The organism is Actinoplanes nipponensis (assembly GCF_016862275.1).
GTDB classification, from domain to species: domain Bacteria; phylum Actinomycetota; class Actinomycetes; order Mycobacteriales; family Micromonosporaceae; genus Actinoplanes; species Actinoplanes nipponensis.
In genome coordinates this window covers 89,728-113,957 of the sequence record NZ_BOMQ01000011.1, presented here as the reverse complement: position 1 = coordinate 113,957, position 24,230 = coordinate 89,728, and the positions used below count along the sequence as shown (strand labels likewise).

General features: G+C 74.0%; 21 protein-coding genes. 9 read left to right on the top strand and 12 right to left on the bottom strand.

All coding sequences use genetic code 11. The annotated features are described in order from the left end of the window. Window positions 1–153 precede the first annotated feature (153 nt). From Ani05nite_RS04720 to Ani05nite_RS04710, 3 genes are all read left to right on the top strand, one after another. The gene (locus Ani05nite_RS04720; RefSeq protein ID WP_203765453.1) at window positions 154–534 is read left to right on the top strand and encodes a YciI family protein; all 381 of its coding nucleotides are present in this window, start codon (window positions 154–156) and stop codon (window positions 532–534) included. After that, window positions 534–1,760 (top strand): RNA polymerase sigma factor, encoded by a 1,227-nt coding sequence (locus Ani05nite_RS04715; RefSeq protein WP_203765452.1) that lies wholly within the window; start codon window positions 534–536, stop codon window positions 1,758–1,760. Before Ani05nite_RS04720 ends, Ani05nite_RS04715 begins: the two co-directional genes overlap by 1 nt. 151 nt (window positions 1,761–1,911) lie before the next feature. Further along, entirely contained in the window at window positions 1,912–3,618 is a 1,707-nt protein-coding gene (locus Ani05nite_RS04710) for a cellulose binding domain-containing protein (protein WP_203765451.1), read from the top strand. A gap of 81 nt (window positions 3,619–3,699) precedes the next feature. Here Ani05nite_RS04710 and Ani05nite_RS04705 read toward each other — a convergent pair whose 3' ends face one another. The 6 genes from Ani05nite_RS04705 to Ani05nite_RS04680 all read right to left on the bottom strand — a co-directional run bounded on the left by Ani05nite_RS04705 (window position 3,700) and on the right by Ani05nite_RS04680 (window position 12,048). After that, window positions 3,700–6,150: a glycoside hydrolase family 94 protein gene (locus tag Ani05nite_RS04705; protein WP_203765448.1), complete on the bottom strand. Its 2,451-nt coding sequence runs from the start codon at window positions 6,148–6,150 to the stop codon at window positions 3,700–3,702. Window positions 6,151–6,350: 200 nt separating this feature from the next. Next, window positions 6,351–6,995, bottom strand: coding sequence for a response regulator transcription factor (locus tag Ani05nite_RS04700; RefSeq protein ID WP_203765446.1), 645 nt, complete (start codon window positions 6,993–6,995; stop codon window positions 6,351–6,353). Further along, window positions 6,986–8,725 (bottom strand): sensor histidine kinase, encoded by a 1,740-nt coding sequence (locus Ani05nite_RS04695; RefSeq protein ID WP_203765445.1) that lies wholly within the window; start codon window positions 8,723–8,725, stop codon window positions 6,986–6,988. Before Ani05nite_RS04695 ends, Ani05nite_RS04700 begins: the two co-directional genes overlap by 10 nt. 161 nt (window positions 8,726–8,886) lie before the next feature. Next, window positions 8,887–9,801, bottom strand: a complete 915-nt coding sequence (locus Ani05nite_RS04690; protein ID WP_203765444.1) for an esterase/lipase family protein — start codon at window positions 9,799–9,801, stop codon at window positions 8,887–8,889. 145 nt (window positions 9,802–9,946) lie between these two features. Next, entirely contained in the window at window positions 9,947–11,182 is a 1,236-nt protein-coding gene (gene fahA, locus Ani05nite_RS04685; protein WP_203765443.1) for a fumarylacetoacetase, read from the bottom strand. Then, a complete protein-coding gene (locus Ani05nite_RS04680; protein WP_203765442.1) occupies window positions 11,179–12,048 on the bottom strand; it encodes a hypothetical protein in 870 nt (289 codons plus the stop codon). Before Ani05nite_RS04680 ends, fahA begins: the two co-directional genes overlap by 4 nt. Window positions 12,049–12,308: 260 nt before the next feature. Between Ani05nite_RS04680 and Ani05nite_RS04675 the strand changes: the two genes are divergently transcribed. Continuing rightward, window positions 12,309–13,730, top strand: coding sequence for a serine/threonine-protein kinase (locus Ani05nite_RS04675; RefSeq protein WP_203765441.1), 1,422 nt, complete (start codon window positions 12,309–12,311; stop codon window positions 13,728–13,730). Window positions 13,731–13,740: 10 nt separating this feature from the next. Here Ani05nite_RS04675 and Ani05nite_RS04670 read toward each other — a convergent pair whose 3' ends face one another. Beyond that, complete coding sequence (locus Ani05nite_RS04670; protein WP_203765437.1) at window positions 13,741–14,739, bottom strand: DUF2867 domain-containing protein; 999 nt, start codon at window positions 14,737–14,739, stop codon at window positions 13,741–13,743. 49 nt (window positions 14,740–14,788) lie between these two features. Between Ani05nite_RS04670 and Ani05nite_RS04665 the strand changes: the two genes are divergently transcribed. After that, window positions 14,789–15,418 carry a TetR/AcrR family transcriptional regulator gene (locus Ani05nite_RS04665; RefSeq protein WP_239129282.1) on the top strand — a complete coding sequence of 210 codons (630 nt, stop codon included), beginning with the start codon at window positions 14,789–14,791 and terminating at the stop codon, window positions 15,416–15,418. Window positions 15,419–15,611: 193 nt separating this feature from the next. Here Ani05nite_RS04665 and Ani05nite_RS04660 read toward each other — a convergent pair whose 3' ends face one another. Genes Ani05nite_RS04660 through Ani05nite_RS04650 form a run of 3 tightly spaced genes read right to left on the bottom strand, consistent with a single transcriptional unit; the run spans window position 15,612 to window position 18,286 of the window. Next, entirely contained in the window at window positions 15,612–16,229 is a 618-nt protein-coding gene (locus Ani05nite_RS04660; RefSeq protein WP_203765436.1) for an adenylate kinase, read from the bottom strand. Then, window positions 16,230–17,954 carry a SulP family inorganic anion transporter gene (locus Ani05nite_RS04655; protein WP_203765435.1) on the bottom strand — a complete coding sequence of 575 codons (1,725 nt, stop codon included), beginning with the start codon at window positions 17,952–17,954 and terminating at the stop codon, window positions 16,230–16,232. It abuts the gene before it with no gap. Continuing rightward, complete coding sequence (locus Ani05nite_RS04650) at window positions 17,951–18,286, bottom strand: ArsR/SmtB family transcription factor (protein ID WP_203765581.1); 336 nt, start codon at window positions 18,284–18,286, stop codon at window positions 17,951–17,953. Before Ani05nite_RS04650 ends, Ani05nite_RS04655 begins: the two co-directional genes overlap by 4 nt. A gap of 139 nt (window positions 18,287–18,425) precedes the next feature. Between Ani05nite_RS04650 and Ani05nite_RS04645 the strand changes: the two genes are divergently transcribed. Further along, window positions 18,426–19,541 carry a MerR family transcriptional regulator gene (locus Ani05nite_RS04645; protein WP_203765434.1) on the top strand — a complete coding sequence of 372 codons (1,116 nt, stop codon included), beginning with the start codon at window positions 18,426–18,428 and terminating at the stop codon, window positions 19,539–19,541. A gap of 34 nt (window positions 19,542–19,575) precedes the next feature. On the opposite strand, the gene Ani05nite_RS04640 is transcribed toward Ani05nite_RS04645, so the two are convergent. Continuing rightward, window positions 19,576–21,147, bottom strand: coding sequence for a GGDEF domain-containing protein (locus Ani05nite_RS04640; RefSeq protein ID WP_203765432.1), 1,572 nt, complete (start codon window positions 21,145–21,147; stop codon window positions 19,576–19,578). A gap of 60 nt (window positions 21,148–21,207) precedes the next feature. Then, window positions 21,208–21,630 (bottom strand): DoxX family protein, encoded by a 423-nt coding sequence (locus Ani05nite_RS04635; protein WP_203765430.1) that lies wholly within the window; start codon window positions 21,628–21,630, stop codon window positions 21,208–21,210. Between the two features lie 67 nt (window positions 21,631–21,697). Here Ani05nite_RS04635 and Ani05nite_RS04630 point away from each other — a divergent pair, with 67 nt between their 5' ends. From Ani05nite_RS04630 to Ani05nite_RS04620, 3 genes are all read left to right on the top strand, one after another. Further along, complete coding sequence (locus Ani05nite_RS04630) at window positions 21,698–22,618, top strand: NAD(P)H-binding protein (RefSeq protein WP_203765428.1); 921 nt, start codon at window positions 21,698–21,700, stop codon at window positions 22,616–22,618. After that, on the top strand, window positions 22,615–23,331 hold the full coding sequence (locus Ani05nite_RS04625) for a type II CAAX endopeptidase family protein (RefSeq protein WP_203765427.1): 717 nt from the start codon (window positions 22,615–22,617) through the stop codon (window positions 23,329–23,331). Before Ani05nite_RS04630 ends, Ani05nite_RS04625 begins: the two co-directional genes overlap by 4 nt. Window positions 23,332–23,649: 318 nt before the next feature. Beyond that, on the top strand, window positions 23,650–24,051 hold the full coding sequence (locus Ani05nite_RS04620) for a YccF domain-containing protein (RefSeq protein WP_239129299.1): 402 nt from the start codon (window positions 23,650–23,652) through the stop codon (window positions 24,049–24,051). Window positions 24,052–24,230: the final 179 nt, after the last annotated feature.

Sequence of the window (24,230 nt, the reverse complement as noted above, 5' to 3'; positions counted from 1 at the left end):
CCACCCGGCCTACCCTGATCCTGATCCTGATCCTGCTCCGGCCGCCGCGGCCCGGCGGGAGATTTCCGGATGGCCGTGTCGATCCGCGCGCCGCCCGTACGACGTGGGGGTGCGAGGGCCGAGAGGCGGCCCCGCCGGACGAGGAGAGACGCGATGGCCAAGTACTTGCTGATCATGCGGGGCACCGACGAGTCGAACGCGGCCATGATGGCCGACATCGAGCCGATGATGGCCGCGACCCGTCAGGTCATCGAGGAGATGGTCAAGGCGGGCGTGCTGCTCGCGGCGGAGGGGCTGGACGACCCGGCCCGGGGCGTCGTGGTCGACTTCAGCGGCGAGACCCCGGTGGTCACGGACGGGCCGTACGGCGAGACCAAGGAGCTGTTCGGCGGCTTCTTCCTGCTCGACGTGGCCTCGCAACCGGAGGCGGTCGAGTGGGCCAAGCGGATCCCGGCGGCCCGCGGCGCCAGGATCGAGGTCCGGCGGGTGCCCGGCGAGGACGAGGTCCCGCAGGACAGCACCGTCGCGCGCTGATGGGCCCGGCCGAGGTCGAGGCCGTCTGGCGGATCGAGTCGGCGCGGATCGTCGCCGCGCTGACCCGGTTCACCGGCGATTTCGGGCTGGCCGAGGACGCGGCCCAGGAGGCCGTGGCCGAGGCGCTGGTGGCGTGGCCGCGCGCCGCCCCGGCCAACCCGGCCGGCTGGCTGATGGCCACGGCCCGGCGGCGGGCGATCGACGCGATCCGCCGCCGGGCCACACTGCGGGACCGGTACGCCCGGCTGGCGACCGACCCGGCGGCCGTCCCGGCGGTCGACGAGCAGATCGACCCCGACCGGATCGACGACGACGTGCTGGCGCTGATGTTCATCAGCTGCCACCCGGTGCTGTCCCGCGAGGCCCGGGTGGCGCTGACCCTGCGCGTGGTCGGCGGCCTGTCCAGCGAGGAGATCGCCCGCGCGTTCCTGGTGCCGGTGCCGACCGTGCAGGCCCGCATCACCCGGGGCAAGAAGACGATCGCCGCGGCCGGGGTGCCCTTCGAGCTGCCACCGGCCGGGGAGCGCCGGGAGCGGCTGGGCGGCGTGCTCAGCGTCCTCTACGTGATCTTCACCGAGGGCTCCACGGCCACGTCGGGCGACCGGCTGCTGCGCCCCGACCTGGCGTACGAGGCGATCCGGCTGGCCCGCACGCTGGCCGCGCTGCAACCGGACGAGCCGGAGGTGCACGGCCTGCTCGCGTTGTGCGAGCTGACGGCCGCGCGCTTCCCGGCCCGGACCGGCCCGGACGGCTCGCCGATCCTGCTGGAGGACCAGGACCGGCGGCGGTGGGACGTCGCGGCGATCCACCGGGGGCTGGCCGCGCTGGCCCGGGCGTCGCCGCGCGGCCTCGGCCCGTACGGCCTGCAGGCCGCGATCGCGGCCACCCACGCGGCGGCGCCCACGGTCGGGGCGACCGACTGGGACCGCATCGTGGTGCTCTACGAGGCGCTCGGCCGGGTCGCCCCCTCGCCGGTGGTCACGCTCAACCGGGCCGTCGCCGTGGCCATGGCCGCGGGCCCCGCGCCGGCCCTGGCCATCGTGGACGAGCTGGTCGCCTCGGACCGGCTCCCCGGCTCGCACCTGGTCCCGACCGTACGCGGTGAGCTGTTGGCCCGCCTGGGCCGGCGCACGGAGGCGCGCGCCGAGCTGGAGCTGGCCGCCCGGTTGTGCGCCAATGAGCGCGAACGGTCGGTGCTGCTGCGCAAAGCGGCGGCGCTTTCCTAGCCCGAAAACGTTATGCTGGCCGCCCGGAACGGGTCGCAAGAACGCTGACCAGCCCCTTCTTGAGTATTCGGAATTGCTCTGACACCATTGTCGGATATCGATGGGAGCGCTCCCAGAGCGGCCGTCGTCCCCTCCTGTCAGGAGCGAATTCATGAGAAAACTCCGCACGGCTCATGCCGCCCTGGTCTCGGCCGGCGCGATGCTGCTGGCCTCGGCCGCGGTGGCGGTGGCCCTGCCGGCCGGCGCCGCGACCGCCGGCTGCGCGGTGACCTACACGGTGTCGTCGCAATGGCAGGGCGGCTTCGGCGCCGACGTGGTCGTCACCAATCTCGGCGACCCGCTGACGAGCTGGACGCTGACCTGGTCGTACAGCGCCGGCCAGACCGTCACGCAGGCCTGGAACACGACGCTGACCCAGAGCGGGGCCGCCGTCACCGCCCGGAACGTCAGCTACAACGGGACCGTCGCCACCAACGGCACGGCGTCCTTCGGCTTCAACGGCTCGTCGCCCGGCAGCAACCCCGCGCCGACCGCCTTCGCGCTCAACGGGGTCGCCTGCACCGGCGGCACGGCGCCGACCACCGGGCCGGCCACCCCGGCCACCACGCCCCCGACCAGCCAGCCCGGCGCCACGCCGGACGTCACGGTCGACACCGCCACCAAGTACCAGACCGTCGACGGGTTCGGCGCCGCCGTGTCTATCTGGGGCGGCGCCTGGTCGACGGCCGAGACGCAGACGCTGGTCGGCACGGGCGCCGGTCAGCTCGGACTGTCGATCGTGCGGACCGGCATCTCGCCGGTCTCCGGCGAATGGCCCACCCAGGTGAACGCCCTCAGGACGGCCAAGTCGTACGGCTCGAACGTGAAGATCCTCGCCTCACCGTGGACCGCGCCGGCGGCCTGGAAGACCAACAACAGCCGGGTCAACGGCGGAAAGCTGAAGACCGACTACTACGACGACTATGCGAACCACCTGAACAGCTACGTCCAGTACATGAGGAATCAGGGCGTGGCCATCGACGTCACCTCGGTGCAGAACGAGCCGGACTGGCACCCGAACTACGACTCGATGGACTGGAGCGGCGGCGAGCTGCGCGACTTCGTCCGCGATCAGGGCGCGAAGGTGCAGAACACCAGGCTGATGGTCGCCGAGGCGGTCAACCTGAACTACAGCTACACCGATCCCACCCTCACCGACGCCGGCGCCCGCACCAACGTCGGCTACATCGGCGGTCACCTCTACGGCACCGAGGACGCGGGCCGGCTCAAGCCGTACCCGCTGGCCGCCCAGAACGGCAAGCCGGTGTGGATGACCGAGTGGAACTTCCACGAGGCCGACGGCAGCGGCTCCACCATCTGGGGCAACCCCGCCAACCAGGCGGTCTGGGACGAGACCCTCGACGACATCATGCGCACCGTGCACAAGTCGATGGAATCGAACTGGAGCGCCTACATCTGGTGGTACGGCAAGCGCTACTACTCGTTCATCGGTGACGGCGAGGCCGCCTACGGCACCACCGCGGGAGCGCCGCTGAAGCGCGGGTACGCGTTCTCGCAGTACGCCAAGTACGTCCGCCCCGGCTATCAGCGGGTCGCCCTGACCAAGAGCGCCAAGGCCGCGCCGCTGGAAGTCACCGCCTACCAGGGCGGCGGGAAGATCACGCTGGTGATCCTCAACCGTTCGGCCGCCGCGGTGGCCAACGCCGTGCTCCAGGCCCCGCAGAACGTCACCCGGGCCGAGCACTACGTCACCTCGCAGAACGCCAACGCGGCCGGCCAGCCCACCAGCGTCAACGGCGGGCAGGTCACCGTCACCCTGCCCGCCCGCAGCATCTCCACCGTGGTGTTCACCCTCTAGGTGTGATGTCCGGCCAGGTTGGTCAACCGGGGCGGATCACCGCCGCCGAGCCGGGCTGCGCGCCCGGCTCGGCGGCGGCCCTCACTGCTCGATGACGGCTTCCACCGCGACCACCGCGCCGGCCGGCGCCGGCGGCACCACCGTGCCGTCGATCCGCTCACCGTCCACCACCAGGTACGCGACCCGCCCGCTGACCCCGGCCGCCTTGCGGACCGTGATCTCGTAGGTGGCGGACCGGAACTCCCGGGTGGCCCGGAAGCCGGACCAGGCCGCGGGCAGCACCGGGTCCACGCGCAGCCCGGCCAGCTCGGGCCGGATGCCCAGGATCCACTGCGTGATGGCCACGAAGTTCCACGCCGCGGTCCCGGTGAGCCACGAGTTCTTCGCCTCGCCATGGGTCGGCGCGTCCCGGCCGGCGATCATCTGGGCGTACACGTAGGGCTCGCAGCGGTGCACCTCGCTGATCGCCTCCCGGGCCGACGGGTTGATGCTCCGGTAGTAGTCGAAGGCGCGGTCGCCGTGGCCGACCATGGCCTCGGCGATCATGATCCACGGGTTGGTGTGGCAGAAGATGCCGGCGTTCTCCTTGTAGCCGGGCGGGTAGGACGAGATCTCGCCCAGCTCGATCCGGTAGTCGGAGTACGCCGGCTGCTGCAGGATGATGCCGTGCGGGGTGGCCAGCCGTTCCGCCACGCTGCCCAGGGCCCGCACGGCCAGCCCGTCGTCCAGGCCGACGCCGCCGAGCACGCACATGCCCTGGGGCTCGATGAAGATCTGCCCCTCGTCGTTCTCGCTGGAGCCGACCGGGTGGCCGTGGAAGTCGTACGCCCGGCGGAACCAGGCGCCGTCCCAGCCGTGCTCGATGATGACGGCGGTCATCTTCTCCGCGGCGGCGCGGTACCCGGCCGCCTCCTCGTCGCGGCCGCGCAGCTCGGCGATCGCGGCCAGCTCCTTGGCGGCCAGCACGAACTGCCCGGCGATGAAGACCGACTCGGCCCCGCCGCCGCTGGCGTTCTCGGTGGTCTGGAACGGTTCGCCCGGCGTGTCGGAGAAGCAGTTGAGGTTGAGGCAGTCGTTCCAGTCGGCCCGCCCGATGAGCGGCAGGCCGTGCGGGCCGAGCCGCTCCTGGGTGTAGGTCACGCTCCGGCGCAGGTGCTCGTACAGCGACACCTCGCTGCCGGGCACGTTGTCGAAGGGCACCGGCTCGTCCAGGATCGTCTGGTCGCCGGTCTCCTTGACGTACGCGGAGACGCCGAGCACCAGCCACAGCGGGTCGTCGTTGAAGCCCTCGCCGATGTCGTTGTTCCCCCGCTTGGTCAGCGGCTGGTACTGGTGGTACGCCCCGCCGGTGGCCATCTGGGTGGCCGCGATGTCCAGGATCCGCTGCCGGGCGCGGTCCGGAATCATGTGGACGAAGCCGAGCAGGTCCTGGTTGGAGTCGCGGAAACCCATGCCGCGGCCGATCCCGGACTCGTAGAAGGACGCCGACCGGCTCATGTTGAAGGTCACCACGCACTGGTAGGCGTTCCAGATGTTGACCATCCGGTCGGTGTCCGCGTCCGGGGTGGTCACCCGGAGCGTGCCGAGCAGCCTGTCCCAGTAGGCGCCGAGCGCCGCGAAGCCCTCCGCGACCGTCTCCGGCCGCAGCCAGCGCTCGATGACCGGGCGGACGTGCCGCTTGTTGAGCGTCTGGGAGCCGGGCGGGTCGAACTTCTCGGTCCGCGGGTTCTCCGCGTAGCCCAGCACGAAGACGACCTCGCGGGTCTCCCCCGGCGCCAGCGCGAGCCGCACGTGGTGGCTGCCGATCGGCGCCCAGCCGTGCGCCTCGGAGTCGAAGGCCGCCCCGCGCTCGACCGCCGCCGGCTGGTCCCAGCCGCGGTACGGGCCGAGGAACGTGTCCCGCTGGGTGTCGAACCCGGCGAGCGGCTCCGAGCAGGCGAAGTACGCGAAGTGGTCGCGCCGCTCGCGGTACTCGGTCTTGTGGTAGATCACGCCGTCGGCCACCTCGACCTGGCCGGTGGAGAAGTTGCGCTGGAAGTTCGTGGCGTCGTCCTGGGCGTCCCAGAGGCAGAACTCGACCGAGGAGAACAGCGAGAGCTCGGCCGCGGTGTCGCGGTCGTTGGTGACCCGGACCCGCCACACCTCGAGGGTCTCGCCGAGCGGCACGAAGTACAGCGTCTCGGCCCGGATCCCGCCGCGGGCGGAGGCGATCCGGGTGTACGACAGGCCGTGCCGGCACTCGTAGGAGTCCAGCGGGCTGCGCGTCGGCTGCCACGTCGGCGACCAGAAGTCGCCGGTGGCGTCGTCGCGCACGTACAGGTAGCGGCCGCCCAGGTCGAACGGGGCGTTGTTGTAGCGGTACCGGGTGAGGCGGCGCAGCCGGGCGTCGCGGTAGAAGGAATACCCTCCCGCGGTGTTGGAGACGAGGCCGAAGTATTCCTCGGTGCCCAGATAGTTGATCCAGGGCAGCGGCGTGTCGGGCCGGTCGATGACGTACTCACGCCGCTCGTCGTCGAAGTGTCCGTAGCGCACCAGGTTCCTCCTCCACCGCGACGGGCCGGTCCGGCGCCCGTCGGCCAGGGCATGGGAGCGCTCCCATATGGCAGACGGATGCCTGCCTGTCGCTCCACTCGGTACGCCATGTTATGTGCGACGCCCACGCAGCCGCGACCCCCAATATCCGGCCGGGACGTATCCGTCCCCCCGCCGGGCGCCGGCGCGCAGGCCCGCCGTCACTGTCCGAGGTAGGCGAGCACGGCCAGCACCCGCCGGTGGTCGACCAGGTTCTGCTCCAGGCACAGCTTCATGAAGATGTTCCGCACGTACGTCTCCACGGTCTTGCCGCCCACGCCGAGCCGCTGCGCGATCGCGTCGTTGGACCGGCCCTCGGCCATGAGCCCCAGGACCGTGCGCTCGCGGGCGGTGAGCTCGTCCAGGGCGCCGGCCGTCCGTCGCCGGCCGAGGAGCGTGGCGACGACCTGCGGGTCGATGACCGAGCCACCGGCGGCGACCCGGCCGATCGCCTCGATGAGCTGCCCGACGTCGGCTATCCGCTCCTTCAGCAGGTAGCCCAGGCCGCGCGGGTGCCGGGACAAGGCCCGCAGCGCGGTGGTCGTCTCCAGGTACTGGGACAGGATGAGCACGCCGACGCCCGGATGCCGGTCACGGATCTCCCGGGCCGCCCGCAGACCCTCGTCGGTGTGTGTGGGCGGCATGCGGATGTCGGTCAGCACCACGTCCGGCTCGCCCCGCTCGACCTGCGCGAGCAGGGTCGGCGCGTCACCGGCCCGGCCGGCCACCGTGATCCCGGCGTCCTCCAGCAACCGGCACAGGCCCTCCCGCATGATGACCGAGTCCTCGGCCACGATCACCCGCACGGCAGCTCCGCCCGGATCCGGGTGCCCGCGCCGGCCGGGCTGACCACGCCCAGCGCCCCGCCCACGGCCGCCAGGCGGTCGGTCAGTCCGCGCAGGCCGGTGCCGCGCGAGAGGTCGGCGCCGCCGACCCCGTCATCGGCCACCTCGACGACGAGCACGCCCGCGTCGTGCCGGACGGTGATCGTGACCGCCCGGGCCCGCGCGTGCTTGGTGGCGTTGGCCAGCGCCTCGCAGATCGTGTAGTAGGCGGTCGCCTCGATCACCGGCGGGCAACGCACCGCCTCGACGGCGACCACCACCGGCAGCGCGGAGCGCTCGGCCACGGCGACCACGGCCGGCCCCAGACCGTCGCGGGCCAGCACGCCGGGATGGATGCCGTGGGCCAGCTCGCGCAGCTCGGTCAGGGCCTGGCGCAGCTCCCGGCCGGCCTCGGCGACGGTGTCGCGCAGCATCGTGTCGTCGCTCTGCCGGAGCCGGACGTCCACCCGCTGCAGGGCCATCAGCGCGGTGAGCAGCCGGACCTGGGCCCCGTCGTGCAGATCCCGCTCCAGCCGGCGCCGTTCCGAGTCGGCCGCCTGCACCAGGCGCGAGCTGGCGGCCCGCGCCTCGGCCAGGCGTTCGGTGACCTCGGAGTGCAGCCAGGCGTTGTCCAGCATCAGCCGCAGCGCGGCGCTGACCGCGGGCAGCAGCGCCTCGTCGTCGTCGAGCGCCGGGTCGTGCACCAGCACGGCGGACCGCTGCCCGCGGTGGGCCACCGGGGTGACGCTGCGGCCCGGAGCCGGGGTCAGCGGGAGCGGCCCGCCGTCGGGCTCCACGTAGCGGGCGAGCTCCGGCCGCCACAGCCCGAGCTGGACGGACGGATCGTCCAGCACCCGGGCGAGGGCGTCCCGCAGGCGCGCAAGGCTGGGGTCCGGCCCGATCTCCAGGACGAGGTGACCCACCGCGGCGCGGCGCAGCCGCAACCGCAGCAGCCCCACCAGGAACGCCACGGGGACCGCGGCCTGACCCAGGTCGGAGGCGATCAGCAGCGCACCGGGCACCGTCGCGGCGCGCGCCGGGAACAGCAGCCGCAACACGATGTCCCAGACCACGAACACCACCACGAAGAACAACGACAGCACGGCCGGCAGCAGGGCCCGCCGCCGCGGCTGGGTGCCGGCCCGCCAGCGGCGCACGACGAGCACGGCGCACGCCACGGCGAGCGCGCCACCCAGCGCCCGGTAGGTCAGGTCGACCGTCGTGAACAGCCGCGCGGCGGGCGCGACGAGCAGGGCGTTGACGCCGCAGTCGGGACAGGTCAGATAGGTCGCGCCGGCGTCGGCCCGCGGATCGTAGGTGATCGCCCGCAGCAGCCCGCCGGCGAGCACCAGGCCGTAGCCGGCCCGGGCCACGAGCCGGCTGGACCGGTCGGTCAACCGGCCCTCCGGGAACGCCAGGACCAGATGGGCCAGAACCGCCAGGTTGAGCGCCTCGAACCAGGCGCTCAGGCCGACCAGCAGGGCCGGCCCGCCGGCCTGGAAGTTGCCCAGGAACCAGGTGATCCCCTCCAGGACCATGAGCCGGCCGGTGCCGTTGGCCGGCCGCCGCCACCAGGCGATCAGCCCGGCGCCGGCGAAGGACCAGCCGACCGTCAGGTCGCGGCCCAGGTCGCCGGCGGTGGCGCCGGTGCGGGCGTACGCCCAGGCGCCGCAGAGGCCCACGGCGACGGCGGCCACGGCCGCGGCTGCCATTCGGCCTGCGCCGGTCCCCTCCGTCACACGCCCGAATATAGGCAATCGCCGATGGCGGCCGGTGGTTTCGATCGTGAACGCGACACCGGTGGCCGGCCGCCGGGCGGATGCCCCGGTCAGCCGGCCACCGGCTCCCTCTCCGCGCCGCTAACGTCGAGACGTCACCACTTCCACCAGAAGTACGACGCGTTCTTGGCGACCACCACGGGAGCGGCGCCCCGCACCCAACCCGACCACTTCTTGGCGTAGTAGTTCCAGTACCGCATCTTGAACGAGCCGGTGGCCCGGTTGTGCAGGGTGCCGTGCTCCAGGCCCTGCTTACCGGCGTAGATCACCTTGTGCCCGGCCTTCATCCCGAGCGCCGACCCGGTGGTCACCACGTCGTCGTCCGAGGCGCCGATCAGCGTCCAGTCGGTGCCCTGCCGGGACTGCGGGCTCTGGTAGAGGCCCTTGAGGAAGCCGCTGCGGGGACGCATGTCGCGGCACTGCACCGGGGTGCAGCGCCGGGCCCAGTTGGTGCCCGTGTGCGGGGTGGAGATGGTGGTGACGTCCTCGACGTACAGGTAGGGCGGCCAGCCCTTGGCCCGCTTCTGCACCTGGGTCAGCGCGGAGCGGATCACCAGGCCGCCCATCGAGTGGGCGACCACGTCCACCGACTTGCCGTGCCGGGAGTACCGGTTGTAGATGTCCCAGGCCAGCTTCTGGCCGACAGTCCGGATGGGCGTGCTGCGCGTGCCGGGATGCTCCACTGTGCAGCCACGGTCGGTCCGGTAGTAGCCGAAGGTGACCAACTTGCCCTTCCAGCCGCCCTTGCGGAAGCCGTTCAGGGCGCCCTTCCAGTAGGAGCCGCAGTTGTACCCGCCGCCCCGGCGGCTGGAGTCGAAGCCGTGGATGAAGTAGACGGCCTCGGTGGCGCTGTCGTTGCGCCGCGGGCCGGCCGCCGCCCGGAGCTCGGCGGCGGGCGTGGCCGCCCGGGCGGCGGTGGGCGTGGCCGCCTGGGCGGCGGGCGAGGGGACGCCGAGCGTCGCGGCGCCGGCCGCGGCGATCGCGACGATCGCCAGGAGTGCTTGTCGCATTGATGGATCCCTCCGTGAGTGGCTACTGCCCGACGGACGGCGACCGCCGTCCGTCGGGTGCAGGTAAGCCGCTGACCTGCGGATCCGATGCTATGAACGCGCCGCCGGGCGCACATCAGGGCTGGCCCTGAGCCGGCCGGACCGGTCAGTCGCGGCCCGCGGGCAGGATCCGGCCGCGCACCTCGCCCAGCCCGATGACCGTGCCGCCCGCGCCGGGCGCGACCGCGCTGATCACGACCTCGTCGCCGTCCTCGAGGAAGGTTCGGGTCGTCCCGTCGGCCAGCCGCAGGGGTTCCGCGCCGCCCCACGACAGCTCGATGAGCGAGCCGCGCTGGTCGGGACGGGCGCCGCTGATCGTGCCCGAGGCGTAGAGGTCACCGGTGCGCAGGGACGCGCCGTTGGCGGTCAGGTGGGCCAGCATCTGCGCGCCGGTCCAGTACATGCCGTCGAAGACCGGGCGGGAGACGACGTGGCCGTTGAGGCGCACCTCGAGCCGTACGTCCAGGCCCCACGGCGGGGTGCGCGAGTCGTCGAGGTACGGCAGCAGCGGCACGGTCCGCTCGGGCGGCGCCACCCGGGCGGCGTCGAGCGCGGCCAGCGGCACCACCCACGGCGAGACCGAGGTGGCGAAGGACTTGCCGAGGAACGGGCCGAGGGGCACGTACTCCCAGGCCTGGATGTCGCGGGCCGACCAGTCGTTGACCAGGCACACCCCGAAGACGTGCTCGGCGAACCGGGTCAGCTCGACGGGCCGGCCCAGCCGCGACGGGGCGCCGACCACGAAGCCCAGTTCGGCCTCGATGTCCAGGCGCCGGGACGGCCCGAAGGTGATCCCGCCGTCGGGCTCGCGGCGCTGGCCGCTGGGCCGGACGACGCCGGTGCCGGAGCCGACGACGGTGCCCGCGCGGCCGTGGTAGCCGATCGGCAGGTGCTTCCAGTTCGGCGTCAGCGGGTCCTGCCCGGGCCGGAACATCCGGCCGAGGTTGGTCGCGTGCTGCTCGGAGGCGTAGAAGTCGACGTAGTCGGCGACCGTGAACGGCAGGTGCAGGACGGCGTCCCGCGCGGGTACGAGATGCGCGCCGAGCTGATCGCTGAAGGAGGGGTCGGTGAGCCAGGTGGTCACCGCCGCGCGCACCTCGGCCCAGGTTCGCGGGCCGGCGGCCAGCAGGGCGTCCAGCGACGGCCCGGCCACGGCGGGGGCGAGCCGCGGGGCCAGCAGCCGGACGACCGGCGCCAGGTCCAGGATCAGCTCGCCGATCGCGACCCCCACCCGGGCGACCGGGTCCGCCGCCGTGCTGAACACGCCGTAGGGCAGGGTGGCGACGCCGAACGGATGGTCCGCCGGGACGTCGAGCCAAGGTGCGGCGGAGACGGTGGTCAACGCGGGTCCTCCGGGAGTAGTCCGTGGCGCAGCAGGCCGTCGACCGGCTCGGTGACGCTGCAGGTGCCGAAGCTGATGAAGTGCCGGCGGATCCGCTCGGCCGGCGCGTCGCCGATGGCGGCCACGGCGCCGGCCACCCGGGCGCCGTCCTGGTCGGCCAGCGCCGCCAGGACGTCACCCCCGGCGAGGGCGCGGGCGGTGGCCAGCAGCACGTTGAGGTAGCCGTGGTGCTCGAAGCCGGTGGCGGGGTCGCGGTGCCGGATCGGGTCGTGCAGGCCGGCGGTGAGCTTGAAGGCGACGCCGCCGCGTACGGCTGTGCGCAGGACTTCGGCCAGTTGCTGCTCGGCGGGGAAGGCCGCGGCGGCCAGCCCCCCGGTGCGGATCTTGAGGCGCAGGCCGGCGTCGACGAGCGCGGCGACCGTGGTCGCGTCGACGTCGGCCCAGGGCAGCTCGACATAGACGGGCACCGGCCGGTCGGCGGTGTTCGCGAGGACGGCCAGTCCCGCCGCGGTCGCCGGGACCTCGAGCGCCGCCAGTTCCACCCGGGGCTCCGCGCGCGCCAGGGCGATCGCGGCGGGCAGATCCGCCGCTCCGCCGGGCACGGTGAGCGCGACCCGCAGCGGCGGCCCGGCGGTCAGCTGCTCCCGCAGCTCGCCCCAGCGCGGCAGGGCGCAGATGAACGCGCCCAGCAGCGGCAGCGCCCGGCGCTCGCGGTACGCCCGGACGGCGTCCGGCATGGGCACGTTGCCGGGCGGGAAGACGGCCGCGTCGTCGAGCAGGCCCGCGAACAGCCGGGGCGTGCCGGTCACGCGGCCGGTCCCCGGGCCGCCGGGGGGCGCGATGCCGGCCCGCTGATCGTGCGCCATCCGTACCTCCGCTGATTCCGGGTGGGCCGCAGCCGGCCGCGGGCCCAGCTTGGCCAATGGGCCCGCGGTGCACAACCAGCCCATCCCGGACCGGTCATCTTGCGCTGATCGGCGGGCCACAGCCGGCCTTCGCTGGGCAATCTGTCCAGTGCGCCCGGCGCGGCGGGCCGGCCCGGGCCGACCCTGCCCCCCTGCGTTCCGGGACCGAACATGCAACACTCTCAGCAAGATCGGTGCGTGGACGGCCAGGAGGGGGCATCATGCGATCTCTGGCGGGCCGTTACCGGGTCGAGCAGGCGGTCGGTCACGGCGGCAGCGCCGTCGTGCACAGTGGCTACGACCGTACGCTCAAACGCCGCGTCGCCATCAAGCTGTTCGCGGCGCACCGGTCGGAGAGCGGCGCGCCTTCCCTCGATGTGCTGCGCGAGGCGCGGGCCGCGGCGGCGCTCACGCACCCCAACGTCGCCCGCGTCTACGACTACGGCGAGGCCACCGACGAGGGCCAGCGGTACCCGTACCTGGTGATGGAGTTCCTCGAGGGCGACACCCTGGCCGACCGGCTCGCCGCGGACGGCGCGCTGGAGTGGTCCCACGCCGCCGGGGTCTGCGCGGACGTCGCCGCGGCCCTGGCCGCCGCGCATGCGCGCGACCTGGTGCACCGCGACGTGAAGCCCCGCAACGTCATGCTCACCCCGGCCGGCGTGAAGGTTCTCGACTTCGGCATCGCCGCCCTCTCCGGCCAGAACAGCCTCGACACCCACGGCCGGCTCTGGGGCACCCCGGCCCATCTGGCGCCCGAGCAGCTGCGCGGCGAGCCGACGTACCCGGCGGCCGACGTCTACCAGCTCGGCCTGCTGCTGTTCGAATGCCTCACCGGCGCCCGGGCCTGGCCCGGCACCACCGTCAACGAGATTCTCGCCGCCCGCTACCAGCAGCGGCCGCCGCGCCTGCCCGGCATCGCCGGGCTCCCCCGCGAGGTCGTCCGGCTGTACGAGGCCTGCGTGGCCGACGACCCGGCCCGGCGCCCGCCGGCCGCCGAGGTCGCTGAGGTCCTGCGGCGGGCCTCCGGCCGGCCGCCGACCGTACGGCCGGCGGCCGTCATCACCCGCACCATCGCGCCGGTACGCCCCCAGCGATCGCGCAGCCGCGCGGCCATCACCGCGTCGATAGCCGTGGCCGCGGCCTTCGTCAGCGTCATCGGGCTGCAGGTGGCCAACGGGTATTCGACGCCGGGCGGCCGCGAGGCGGAGGCGGCGGTCGACGGCGCGCCCGTTCCCGCCCCCGAGACCCGGGCGCCGCAGCCCGCCGGCACCCCGTCCCCGACCTCCACGCAGCCGGTCCGCATCCTGCCGGTGGACGACGAGCGCCCCGCCCGCCGGGCCACCGACACCTGGACCCGCGACGCCACGACGCCGCCGCGGACCGCGAGGCCGGGGCCGAAGCCGTCGAGCGCGGCGCCGACCGCGGGCCCGACGACCCCGCCGACGCCGCCCGATCCCACGCCGACCGACCCGACGCCGACCACCACCACCACCGAACCGGACCCGGAGCCGACGGAGCCGCCGGTCACCACCGCGCCGCCCACCGAGCCGACGCAGCCGCCGAGTGATCCGGATCCGGAGGACCCGCCGCCGGCCGACGGGGGATCGGCGCAGAACCTCGTGCTGGCCGGGTCGTCCTGACCCGCGACGGTCAGCCGACCGGCTGATCGGCGCGCGGCCCGGTGGACCGCCACGGCGCGACGGTGACCCGGCCGGCGTGGCGCAGCATCGCCCGTACCACCAGGGGATGCACGAGGCGCACGACGGCGAGGTAGGCGCGCCCGGCGCGGGACCGGGTCGCCGCCAGGGTGGCCACGGTCACCGTGGTGCCGGCGGCGTCCGGCTGGACCAGCACGCCGGCCCGGAAGTCCAGGTGCCCGGCGTCCGTGCCGAGCAGCACCTGGCGGTCGTCCCGGCCGATCGTGTCGAAGGCCGAGGCGTCGCCGCGCTCGATCCCGAGCGGTACGACCAGCCGGTTCCGCAGGCGCAGCAGTGCGACCACGACCCGGGGCGGGCGCCGGAACACCGCGTCCGCCCAGGCCTGCGGGTCGGTGGTGGTGCCGGGCGGCACCCGCAGCGCGAAGGCGTCGGCCAGCTCGGGCCGGCCGAGGGAGCCGTGCAGCAGCGTCGCGGCGGCCGGGACCGGCACGGCGCGAACCCGGCCGCTGCCCAGGTCGACGGCCAGCCGGGCCCGCCACGGATACCGGACGGGGTGGGCCACGGTCCCGGTCACCGTGCGTTCGGCGTTGTCCAGCAGGTGCTCGATGAGGGTGTCGTGGCAGGTCCGTACCAGGGCCGGCCAGAGCAGGCGCATGCGGCCCACCGGCCGGGCGCTCAGCCGGTGCCGCAGCACGCAGGCGTGCGGGCCGCGCTCCTCGACCTCCAGGACGTGGGTGCCGATCAGGCCGATGCGCGGGTGGAAGGTCAGCTCGACCCGGCGGCCCGGCTCGTACCCGGTGACGTGGTAGCGGACGGGTCCGTGCCCGCCGTCGGCGCCGACGGCGAGCGGCCGGTCGAACCGCACCGGCGGCCAGGCGGGCGCCGGCCACACCGGGTCGTCGGCGGCGCCGATCCGGTCGAGCAGCCGGCCCACCTCGGCCGCGGGAACCGGGAGAGCCCGTTCATGGACATTGAGCACCGTGGCTGTCATCGTCGCCTCCATACGGTTCCGTATGTTTTCCATACGCTACCGTACAGTGGTGAATGAGCGACCGGTCAAGCGCCCCGCGGGCAAGCGGACGACCCCCCGGCTGACGGCCGACGACTGGACCTCGGCCGCCCTGGAGGCGATGGCCGGCGGCGGCCTCGCGGCGGTCGCGGTCGAACCCCTCGCGGCCCGGCTGGGCGCCACCAAGGGCAGCTTCTACTGGCACTTCGCCAACCGGGACGCCCTGATCGAGGCGGCCCTGCTGCGCTGGGAACGCGACCACACCGAGGCGGTCATCGGCCTGGTCGACGCCGAGCCCGACCCGCTGGCCCGGCTCCGGCTGCTCATCGGCCTCGTGCTGAACTCCACGGTGCCCCGCGAGGCCGGCTCCATCGAGCTGGCGATGCTGGCCACCGCCGATCATCCGCACGTCGCCCCGGTGCTCGCCCGGGTCACCGAGCGGCGGGTGGCGTACACCGCGGGGCTGTTCGCCGCGCTGGGCTGGCCGGCCGAGGAGGCGCGGCGGCGTGGGCTGCTGGCGGTCACCGCGTACCTGGGCTATGCCCAGATGGCGCACGTCGCCCCCGCAGCCCTACCCGCCAGCGAGGCGGACCGCCACCGCTACATCGACCAGGCCATCCGGCTGCTCACCGCCGGCGAGGCGGCAGGCGGAAGCCGCTGAGGACCTCCGGCGGCGCGGCGCCCGGGAGAGCCGGGCCGCCCGGAGAGGTTGTCGCTCGTCATGATCCAGGTTTCTTCCACGGTTCGGCCCGCCGGATGGCGGGCTCGTCGGATGGGAGAAACCCTGCGCCCGGCTGCGGGGTGATGCGCGATGGCGCGCCCCGGTCGCGTGGTTGTGCCGGAGCGCGCCCCGGTCAGGCGACCGTCCGGGCCGGCGCCGGCTGCGGGGGCAGGCCGAGGTGACGGCGGGCCTCGTCGAGCCGGTCGACCAGGGTGCGGGTGACGTCGTCGACCGGTCGCTCGCCGGCCACGGTGATCAGGGTTTCCCGGTTGGCGTAGTAGGTCAGCAGCGGCGCGGCGGCGGCCTCGAAGACGTCCAGGCGGTGGTTGATGACGTGCTCGGTGTCGTCGGTCCGGCCGCTGGCCGCGCCGCGGGCCAGGAGCCGCTTCATCAGCTCGGTGCGCCCGGCGGTGAGGTGCACGGCGATGCGGACCTCGGCGCCGAGCCGACCGGCCACCTCGTACGCGGCCTGCGCCTGGGCGACGGTGCGGGGGAAGCCGTCCAGGATGTACCCGCCGCGCGCGGCGGCCGCCTCCACGGGCTTGCGCAGGATGTCCATGACGATGGCGTCGGGCACCAGGTCGCCGCGCTCGATGCACGCCGCGACGGCCCGGCCGATGCCGGTGCCCTCGGCGACGTGGCGGCGCAGCAGGTCACCGCTGGAGATGTGCGCGATGCCGTAGTGCCGCGCGATCCGCACGGCCTGGGTGCCCTTGCCGCTGCCCGGCGGGCCGATCAGCAGTAGTCGCATTTAGACGCTCCGGGTATGGGGGGTCGGTGGGGGGACGGCCCGCGGTGGCCCGCCGGCCGGGTGGTGCAGGACGTGGGTGCGGGCGTACGCGATGGCGGTGGGCGTGTCGGAGAAGACCCGCCCGTCGCGGCGCAGCTGGTCGGCGACGCCGAGGGTGTGCAGGATCTCCTCGTGGCCGGGGGCGATGCCGGACAGCAGCACGGTGATGCCCCGGCGGTGCAGCCGGTTGATGGCGTCGCCGAGCACGTGGGCGCCGGTCGCGTCGACGGTCGTGACCCGGGACATCCGCAGGATCACCACGCGCACGTCGGCGATCTCGGACAGCTGCAGCAGGAAGCGGTGCGCGGCGGCGAAGAACAGCGGGCCGTCGAGCCGGTACGCGACGATGTGCTCGGCGAGCAGCGCGTGCTCCTCCGCGCTGTGGTCGCCGGCCTCCAGCGGCACCTGCTCGATGCGGGCGGTGCGGGCGACCGCGCGCAGGGCCAGCACGATCGCGACGGCGATGCCGACGGCCACGGCGGTGACCAGGTCCAGGGCGACGGTCACGGTGAAGGTCAGGACGAGCACCAGCGCGTCGCCGCGGGTGGAGCGGGCCAGGGCGAGCAGGGAGCCGGCCTCGACCATGCGCACGGTGGTGGCCAGCAGGACGCCGGCCAGCGCGGCGAGCGGGATCCGCCCGACCAGCGGCCCGGCGGCCAGCACGATGACGGCCAGGGCGACGGCGTGGGTCAGCGACGCCAGCTTCGAGCGGGCGCCGGCGCGCACGTTCACGGCGGTGCGGGCGATCGCCGCCGTGGCCGGGATGCCGCCGAACACGGGCGCGGCGAGGTTGGCCAGGCCCTGACCGAACAGTTCCCGGTCCGGGTCGTGGCGTTCGTTGACGCTCATCGCGTCGGCGACGGTGGCCGACAGCAGGCTCTCCAGGGCGGCCAGCGCGGCCACCGCCAGCGCGGCGGGCAGCAGCGTGCGCACGGCGTGGACGTCGAGGAAGCTCAACGACGGGGCCGGCACGCCGGCGGGCAGGGCCCCGATCCGGGCCAGCGAGACCGGGGCGGCCTCGGCCAGCACCGTGGCGGCGGCCACTCCGAGCAGGGAGAACGGCAGGCCGGGGCGCCACCGGGCGCCGAGCAGCATCAGCGCCGCGACGCCCACGGCCACCGCGATGGACGCCGGGTGCGGGTCGCGGGCGAAGCGGACCACCGCGTCGGCGGCCACCGCCCACACCTTGTCACCGTGCGCGCCGGCCACGCCGAGCGCGGCCGGCAGCTGCTGCAGCGCGATGACCACGGCGATGCCGGCGGTGAAGCCCTCGAGCACCGGAGTGGGCAGGTACCGCACGTAGCGGCCGAGGCGGGCCAGGGCCAGTCCGATGAGGATCAGCCCGGCCAGCACGCCGACCATCAGCACCCCGGTCGCGCCGAACCGGGCGATGACCGGCACCAGCACCACCGTCATGGCCCCGGTGGGCCCGGACACCTGCAGATTGGAGCCGCCGAACACCGCGGCGACCGCGCCGGCGACGACCGCGGTGACCAGCCCGGCCTGCGCGCCCATGCCGGAGGTGACCCCGAAGGCCAGCGCCAGCGGCAACGCCACCACGGCCACGGTCAACCCGGCGAGCAGGTCGTTGCGCGGCGCCCGGCGGGCCGCCGCGAGGTCGCTGCGCTGCGGCAGCAGTCCGGCGAACCGGGCGGCCAGCGACCTGGTCGCCCCCGCGAGGCTCACTGCTCGGCCTGGGTGCGCAGCTCGGCCAGGAGGTCGTCGCGGTCGGTCAGCACGGCGCCGAGGATGCGCCGGCCGGCGGCCAGCAGGTCCACCACGTCCGGGGTGCTCAGCTCGTACCGCACCAGCGATCCCTCCCGCGCCGACCGCACCAGTCCGGCCCGGCGCAACACCGCGAGCTGCTGCGACAGGCTCGACGGCTCCACGTCGATCGCGGTGAGCAGGTCGCGTACCGGTTGGGGGCCGTCCCGCAGCAGCTCCAGCACCCGGATCCGCACCGGGTGGCCGAGGGTGCGGAAGAGCTCGGCCTTGGCCTGATAGAGCGGGACCGACACGGTCACCTCACCCCCACCCTCGACTTTACGACTTGCAAAGATTAGCAATTCAGCAAGGCGTCACGGCGTAGGCGGGTCCGTGCGATGCGTCACCCCGTGGGCTTGCCCCTCACGCGGCGTCAGGCCCCATAGTCGTGCCGTGGATGAGCACTTGACCGTGGGGCGGGCCGCCGAGCTCACCGGTGTCACCGTTCGCACGCTGCACCACTACGACGACATCGGGCTCCTGCGCCCGTCGATGCGGACCCCGGCCGGGTACCGGGCCTACTCCGCCGACGACGTGGAGCGGCTGCGGGAGGTGCTCGCGTACCGGCGGCTGGGCTTCGGGCTGCGCGAGATCGCGGATCTGGTCGACGACCCGGCCACCGACGCGGCCGAGCACCTGCGCCGGCTGCGCGGACTGCTCCTGGAACAGCGCGACCGCGCCGCCGCCATGGTGGCGGCCCTCGACCGAGAGCTGGAGGCCCGAGCGATGGGGATCAGGATGACGCCGGAGGAGCAGCTGAAGGCGTTCGGCGGCCAGTTGTACGACGCCATCGGATCCGCCTACCCGGCGACGCGGCGCACCGAGCCCCGGATCGCCGGGCGCATCTGGGCGGCGCTGGGAGACGCGCGCACGGTGCTGAACGTCGGGGCGGGGACCGGCTCCTACGAACCCCCCGACCGCGACGTCACCGCGGTGGAACCGTCGGCGGTCATGCGGGCCCAGCGTCCCCAGGGCGCGGCGCCGTGCGTGGCCGCCACCGCCGAGCGCCTGCCGTTCGAGGACCAGTCCTTCGACGCCGCGATGGCGGTCAGCACCGTCCATCACTGGCGCGACCCGGTCGCCGGGCTGCGGGAGATGCGGCGGGTGGCCCGCCGGGTGGTGGTGTTCACGTACGACGCCGCGGACACCGGCGGCCGCCAGGAGTTCTGGCTCACCCGCGACTACCTGCCCGAGTTCGCCGGCCTCCTGGTCGGCTGGCCGTCCCTGGCCGACCTGACCCACGCGATCGGCGGCCGCGCGGAGCCGGTCCTCATCCCGTGGGACTGCGCGGACGGCTTCTTCGAGGCGTACTGGCGCCGGCCCGAGGCCTACCTGGAGGACCACGTGCGCCGCGCGGTGTCGGTGTGGACCCGGGTCGGTCGCCCGGCCGAGCAGCGGGCGGTCGGCGCCCTCCGCGCGGACCTCGCCTCGGGCCGGTGGGCCGAGCGCAACCGCGACCTGGTCGCCCTGGACGCGGCCGACCTCGGCCTGCGCCTGCTCATCGCCTGAACCGCCGCTCCCCCGGGCCGTCGCGCCGGCGGCCTCAGCTGATCCGAGTGCCGGCGGCCGGGCGGGAGTCCACCGGCACGCCGGCCCCGGCTGTCCCCGTGGCGCCGACCCGGTACCGGTCGCGGCCGGCGTCCTTGGCGGCGTAGAGCGCGATGTCGGCCTCCCGCAGCGCCGACGCCGTGTCGGCGACCACGTCGAGCGGCAGCAGCCCCAGGCTGGCCGAAACCTTGATCACCGCGCCCTCGATCCGCCGCCGCCGAGCGGCGACCGCCAGGATCCTGTCCGCCAGCCGGGTCACGGCCGGAGCGTCGTGCTCGGGCAGCACGATCGCGAACTCGTCACCGCCGAGCCGGGCCACGCTCCCGGCCCCCGGCACCGCGACGGTGAACTCGCGGGCGAGCGCCACCAGCAGGGCGTCGCCGACCGGATGACCGAAGGTGTCGTTGACGTTCTTGAAGCCGTCCAGGTCGAGCAGGATCAGCCAGCCCCGGCTGCCGACCGGCCGGCTCAGCGTGCAGTCCAGGGCATCCAGCAGCGCCGCGCGGTTGCCGAGACCGGTGAGCGGGTCGTGGGTGGCCCGGTACTCGAGCTGCTCGCGCAGCGCCTGCTGCAGGCGCAGCGCCTCCTCGAGGGCCCGGGACCGGCGTTGCGCGACCGCGCTCAGCATGCCCAGCCGCAGGACCAGCAGGATGGCGACGCTGACCCCGAGAGTCATCTGGATCCAGGCGCCCTCGACCGTGCGGCCCGCCGGGGCCGCGGCTCCGGTGATGTCGTCGAGCCCGGTCACGATCGGGATCACGGCGGTCAGCAGCACGAAGATGACCAGGCGGGCCCCCGAGACGGTGTCGGTCGGCCGGCCCGGACGGACGGGCGCCGCCATCGCGGGGTGTAGCGCCGTCGCCGCGATCGTGACCGGTCCCCACAGCCAGAGCAGGTCGAACCACTGGACCGGGATCGGCGCCTCCGTCGTGGCCGCATAGGTGAAGAGGATGTCCCCGGCGATCGGCAGGGACATGCCCGTCAGCACCAGACGCTGGGCGCTGCCGCGCGCCGTCGCCGCCATGAGGATCAGGGCGATCAAGGCGATCCTGGCCAGCTCGAAGAGCTCGTAGAACCAGAACAGCGCGCTGTGCCACGGGTCGAGCCCGCCGATGGCCAGGAACGGCTCGGCGATGAAGTGCCAGCTGGCGGCCGACACACCCAGGACGACCACGAGGCCGTCGATCGCGTCGGTCCGGCGGTTGCCGGCCGGCTGTCCCCGGAGCGCACAGATCGCGAGGGCCGCCGTGAACAGCCCGAACGCCAGGTAGAGGAGCCAGTCGTCGATGCCGCCGAACGGAATGACCGTTTCCCACCCGTCGTCACCGGTGCGCCAGGAGCATTGCGCCACGGCGTACGCGATCAGGGCGGCCGCCGTCACTACCCAGAATGCCGGTCGGGCCGGACGGTGCCGCAGGATGCCGGCGACGACGACCAGCCCAGTCGACACCTGCAACGCCGTGGCGGCCCAGACCGACCAGCGATGGTCACCGAACGCGATGACAACCGCCGCGACGCCGCCGAGCGCAAGGTAGACGAGCCATGCCTCGGTGCGCGGTCGGGTCACGACGTCACTATCGACCGGCCGCACCCCGACCTTACGGCTCATGGCGCCCCGGCACCTCGATCAGGCGCGTCGCCGGCGCAGGGAACGCAGGGTGGGCACGGCGCTCGTCACGGCCAGGGCCCACAGCACCAGCAGCGGCTGGAAGAGCAACCGGATCGCGCGGGCCGCGTCGGTGTCGAGACCGAAGCCGTCGCGGTGCTCGGTGAACTGGGCGATGTTGCCCGGCAGGATCGCGACGAAGAACGCGGCCGTGACGGCGCCCACGATGCCGCGCGCGGGCTGCCGCCAGGCCGTCAGCAGCGCCACCGCGAGGCCCAGCTCGACCAGGCCGGACGCGACGACCACCGCGTCGGCGTCGATCGGCAGCCAGGACGGCACCTGGGCCCGGAACTCCGCGCGGGCGAAGCTCAGGTGAGCGGCGCCGGTGAACAGCAGCACCGCACCGAGGACGAGCTGACCCGTCGTGCCGACCGCGCGCCGCATGGCCGCCCCTTTCATTCCGATCGCCAAGGTACGGGATCGCGGCGGGCAATCAGGGTAGTAGGAGGCGGTGACCAAAACGGTTCTGGTAAGCGGCGCGTCCGGCTTCATCGGCTCCCACGTGGCGACACGCCTGGTCGAGGAGGGCTACCGGGTGCGCGCGATGACCCGGCGGCCCGCGGAATACCACGGCGCCGGGGAACCGGTCGCCGCGGACGTGTCCGATCCCGGCAGCCTGGCGGCGGTGTTCGCCGGCGTCGATGTGGCCTACTACCTGATCCACTCCCTGGGTTCGGACGACTTCGAGCAGCGTGATGCCGACGCCGCCCGGGCCTTCGCCGAGGCCGCCGCCGCGGCCGGCGTGGAACGGATCATCTACCTCGGCGGTCTCGGCGCGAACGACGGCACGCTGTCGGCGCATCTGCGCTCCCGCCGCGAGGTCGAGAAGATCCTCCGGGCCGGCCCCGTGCCGGTGACCGTGCTGCGCGCCGCGGTGGTCATCGGCCACGGCGGCATCTCCTGGGAGATGACCCGGCAACTGGCCCACCGGCTCCCGGCCATGGTGACCCCGCGCTGGGTGCGCACCCGGACCCAGCCGATCGCCCTGCCGGACGCCGTCCGCTACCTGACCGGCGTGCTGGAGCCGGCCGAGGCCCGCGGCCGCACCTACGAGATCGGCGGCCCGGAGGTGCTGCGGTACATCGACATGCTGCAACGCGTGGCCGAGATCCGGGGCCACCGGCTGCCCAACCTCACCGTGCCGCTGCTGACGCCGCGGTTGTCGTCGGCGTGGCTGAAGTTCGTCACCGACGTCGACTCGGCCACCGCCCGCAACCTGGTCGACTCGATGACCACCGAGGTCGTCGTGCGCGACGACGCCATCACCCGGCTCGTGCCCGGCACGCCCATCGGCTACGACGACGCGGTGCGGCTCGCCCTGGCCGACCGCGAGCGCGCCGCCCGGTCCGACCGGGCCCGGGCGCCCCGGTGACCCCCGCCTGGCTGGAACGCGCCAGACGGGTCGTCGGACCCTCGCTGATCGACCAGGTCGAACGCGACCACCATCAGTCCGACTCCGAGTTCCGCCGGCGCCGCCTGATCGTCGCGATCACCCTGGTGGCCGGCGCCGCCCTGCTCGGCGTCTCGCTGTCCGTCCGCCCGGGCGACGACGTCTTCTACCTGCTGACCGTGCTGGTCGCGCTCACCTGGGTCGGCGGGGCGCTGCTGTCCGGGCCGCTGCACCTGGGCCGGATCCCGTTCCGGGACCGGCTGCGGCGCCCGATCGTCACGCCGATCGTCACCGGCCTGGTGCTGGGCGCCGTCTTCGTGGCCGGCGCGCTGGTCGTCCGGGAGCTGCCGCCGCTGCGCGAGCTGGTCAACAGCGTCCTGGCCCACGCCCGGTACGGCGCCATCGTGCCGATCGTGGCCGTCACCGTGCTCAACGGGGTGGCCGAGGAGGTGTTCTTCCGGGGCGCGCTGTTCGCCGCGATCGGCCGCAGCCACGCCGTGCTCATCTCCACCGCGATCTACGCCGCGGCGACGGTCGCGACCGGCAACCCGATGCTGGTCTTCGCGGCGGTCCTGCTCGGCCTGGTGCTGGCGCTGCAGCGGCGCGCGTCCGGCGGCATCCTGGCCCCGATCCTGACGCACATCACCTGGTCGACCACGATGGTGTTCGCGTTGCCCGCCCTGATCGGCCAGTAGCGGCCCGTGCGTCACACCGGAGCCGACACCGCCCATACCCGGTCCACGGTGCCCGTGAGGTCCGCCGTGGGCGGGCACGCCATAGCCGGCCGGCTGGCCGTACGCGGGGCGCATGCTCTGACGGTGCCCGACCGACTGGCATACCCAGGCATCGACCTGCTGCCCCTCGGCCAGGCGCATCGGCCCGGTCATGGTCACCCGGTGGAACTTCCCGACCACGCCGTACTCGCCGTCGCCACCCTCCACCTCGACGCGGGTCACCAGGCCCGTGGGGTCGCCCCCTCGCTGCCCCTGGCACCGGCGCGTCATGCTGAACAGGTGCGCTTCATCCTGAACGTCCTGTGGTTCATCTTCGGCAGCGGCTTCGTCCTGGCGCTGGGCTACGGTCTCGCCGCCCTGCTGTGCTTCGTCTTCATCGTCACCATCCCGTTCGGGATCGCGTCCCTACGGCTGGCCTCGTACTCGCTGTGGCCGTTCGGCCGCACGCTGGTCAGCCGCCCGGACGCCGGCGCCGCGTCCGGGCTGGCCAACATCCTGTGGGTGATCATCGCCGGCTGGTGGCTGGCGCTGGGACACGTCGTCGCCGGTGTCGCCCAGTGCGTGACGATCATCGGGATTCCCTTCGGGATCGCGAACTTCAAGCTGGTGCCCGCGGCTTTCTGGCCGCTCGGCCGCGACATCGTCGACCTCGACCGGCCGCGAGACAGCCGCGACACGTGACCGCGATATGACATCGACGGCGTGATCGGGTTAGGCGATCCCCGGCGGCGGCGCACCCGCTGATCCCTTCGCCGGCCACCGGGCCGGAGCTCATGTCGCCCCGTCGCTGCCCGCCCAGCGAGCGGGGCAGCGACGGGGCGATCTGCTCGCTCCGCCCGGTGGCGAAGCGTCGAGGCGCC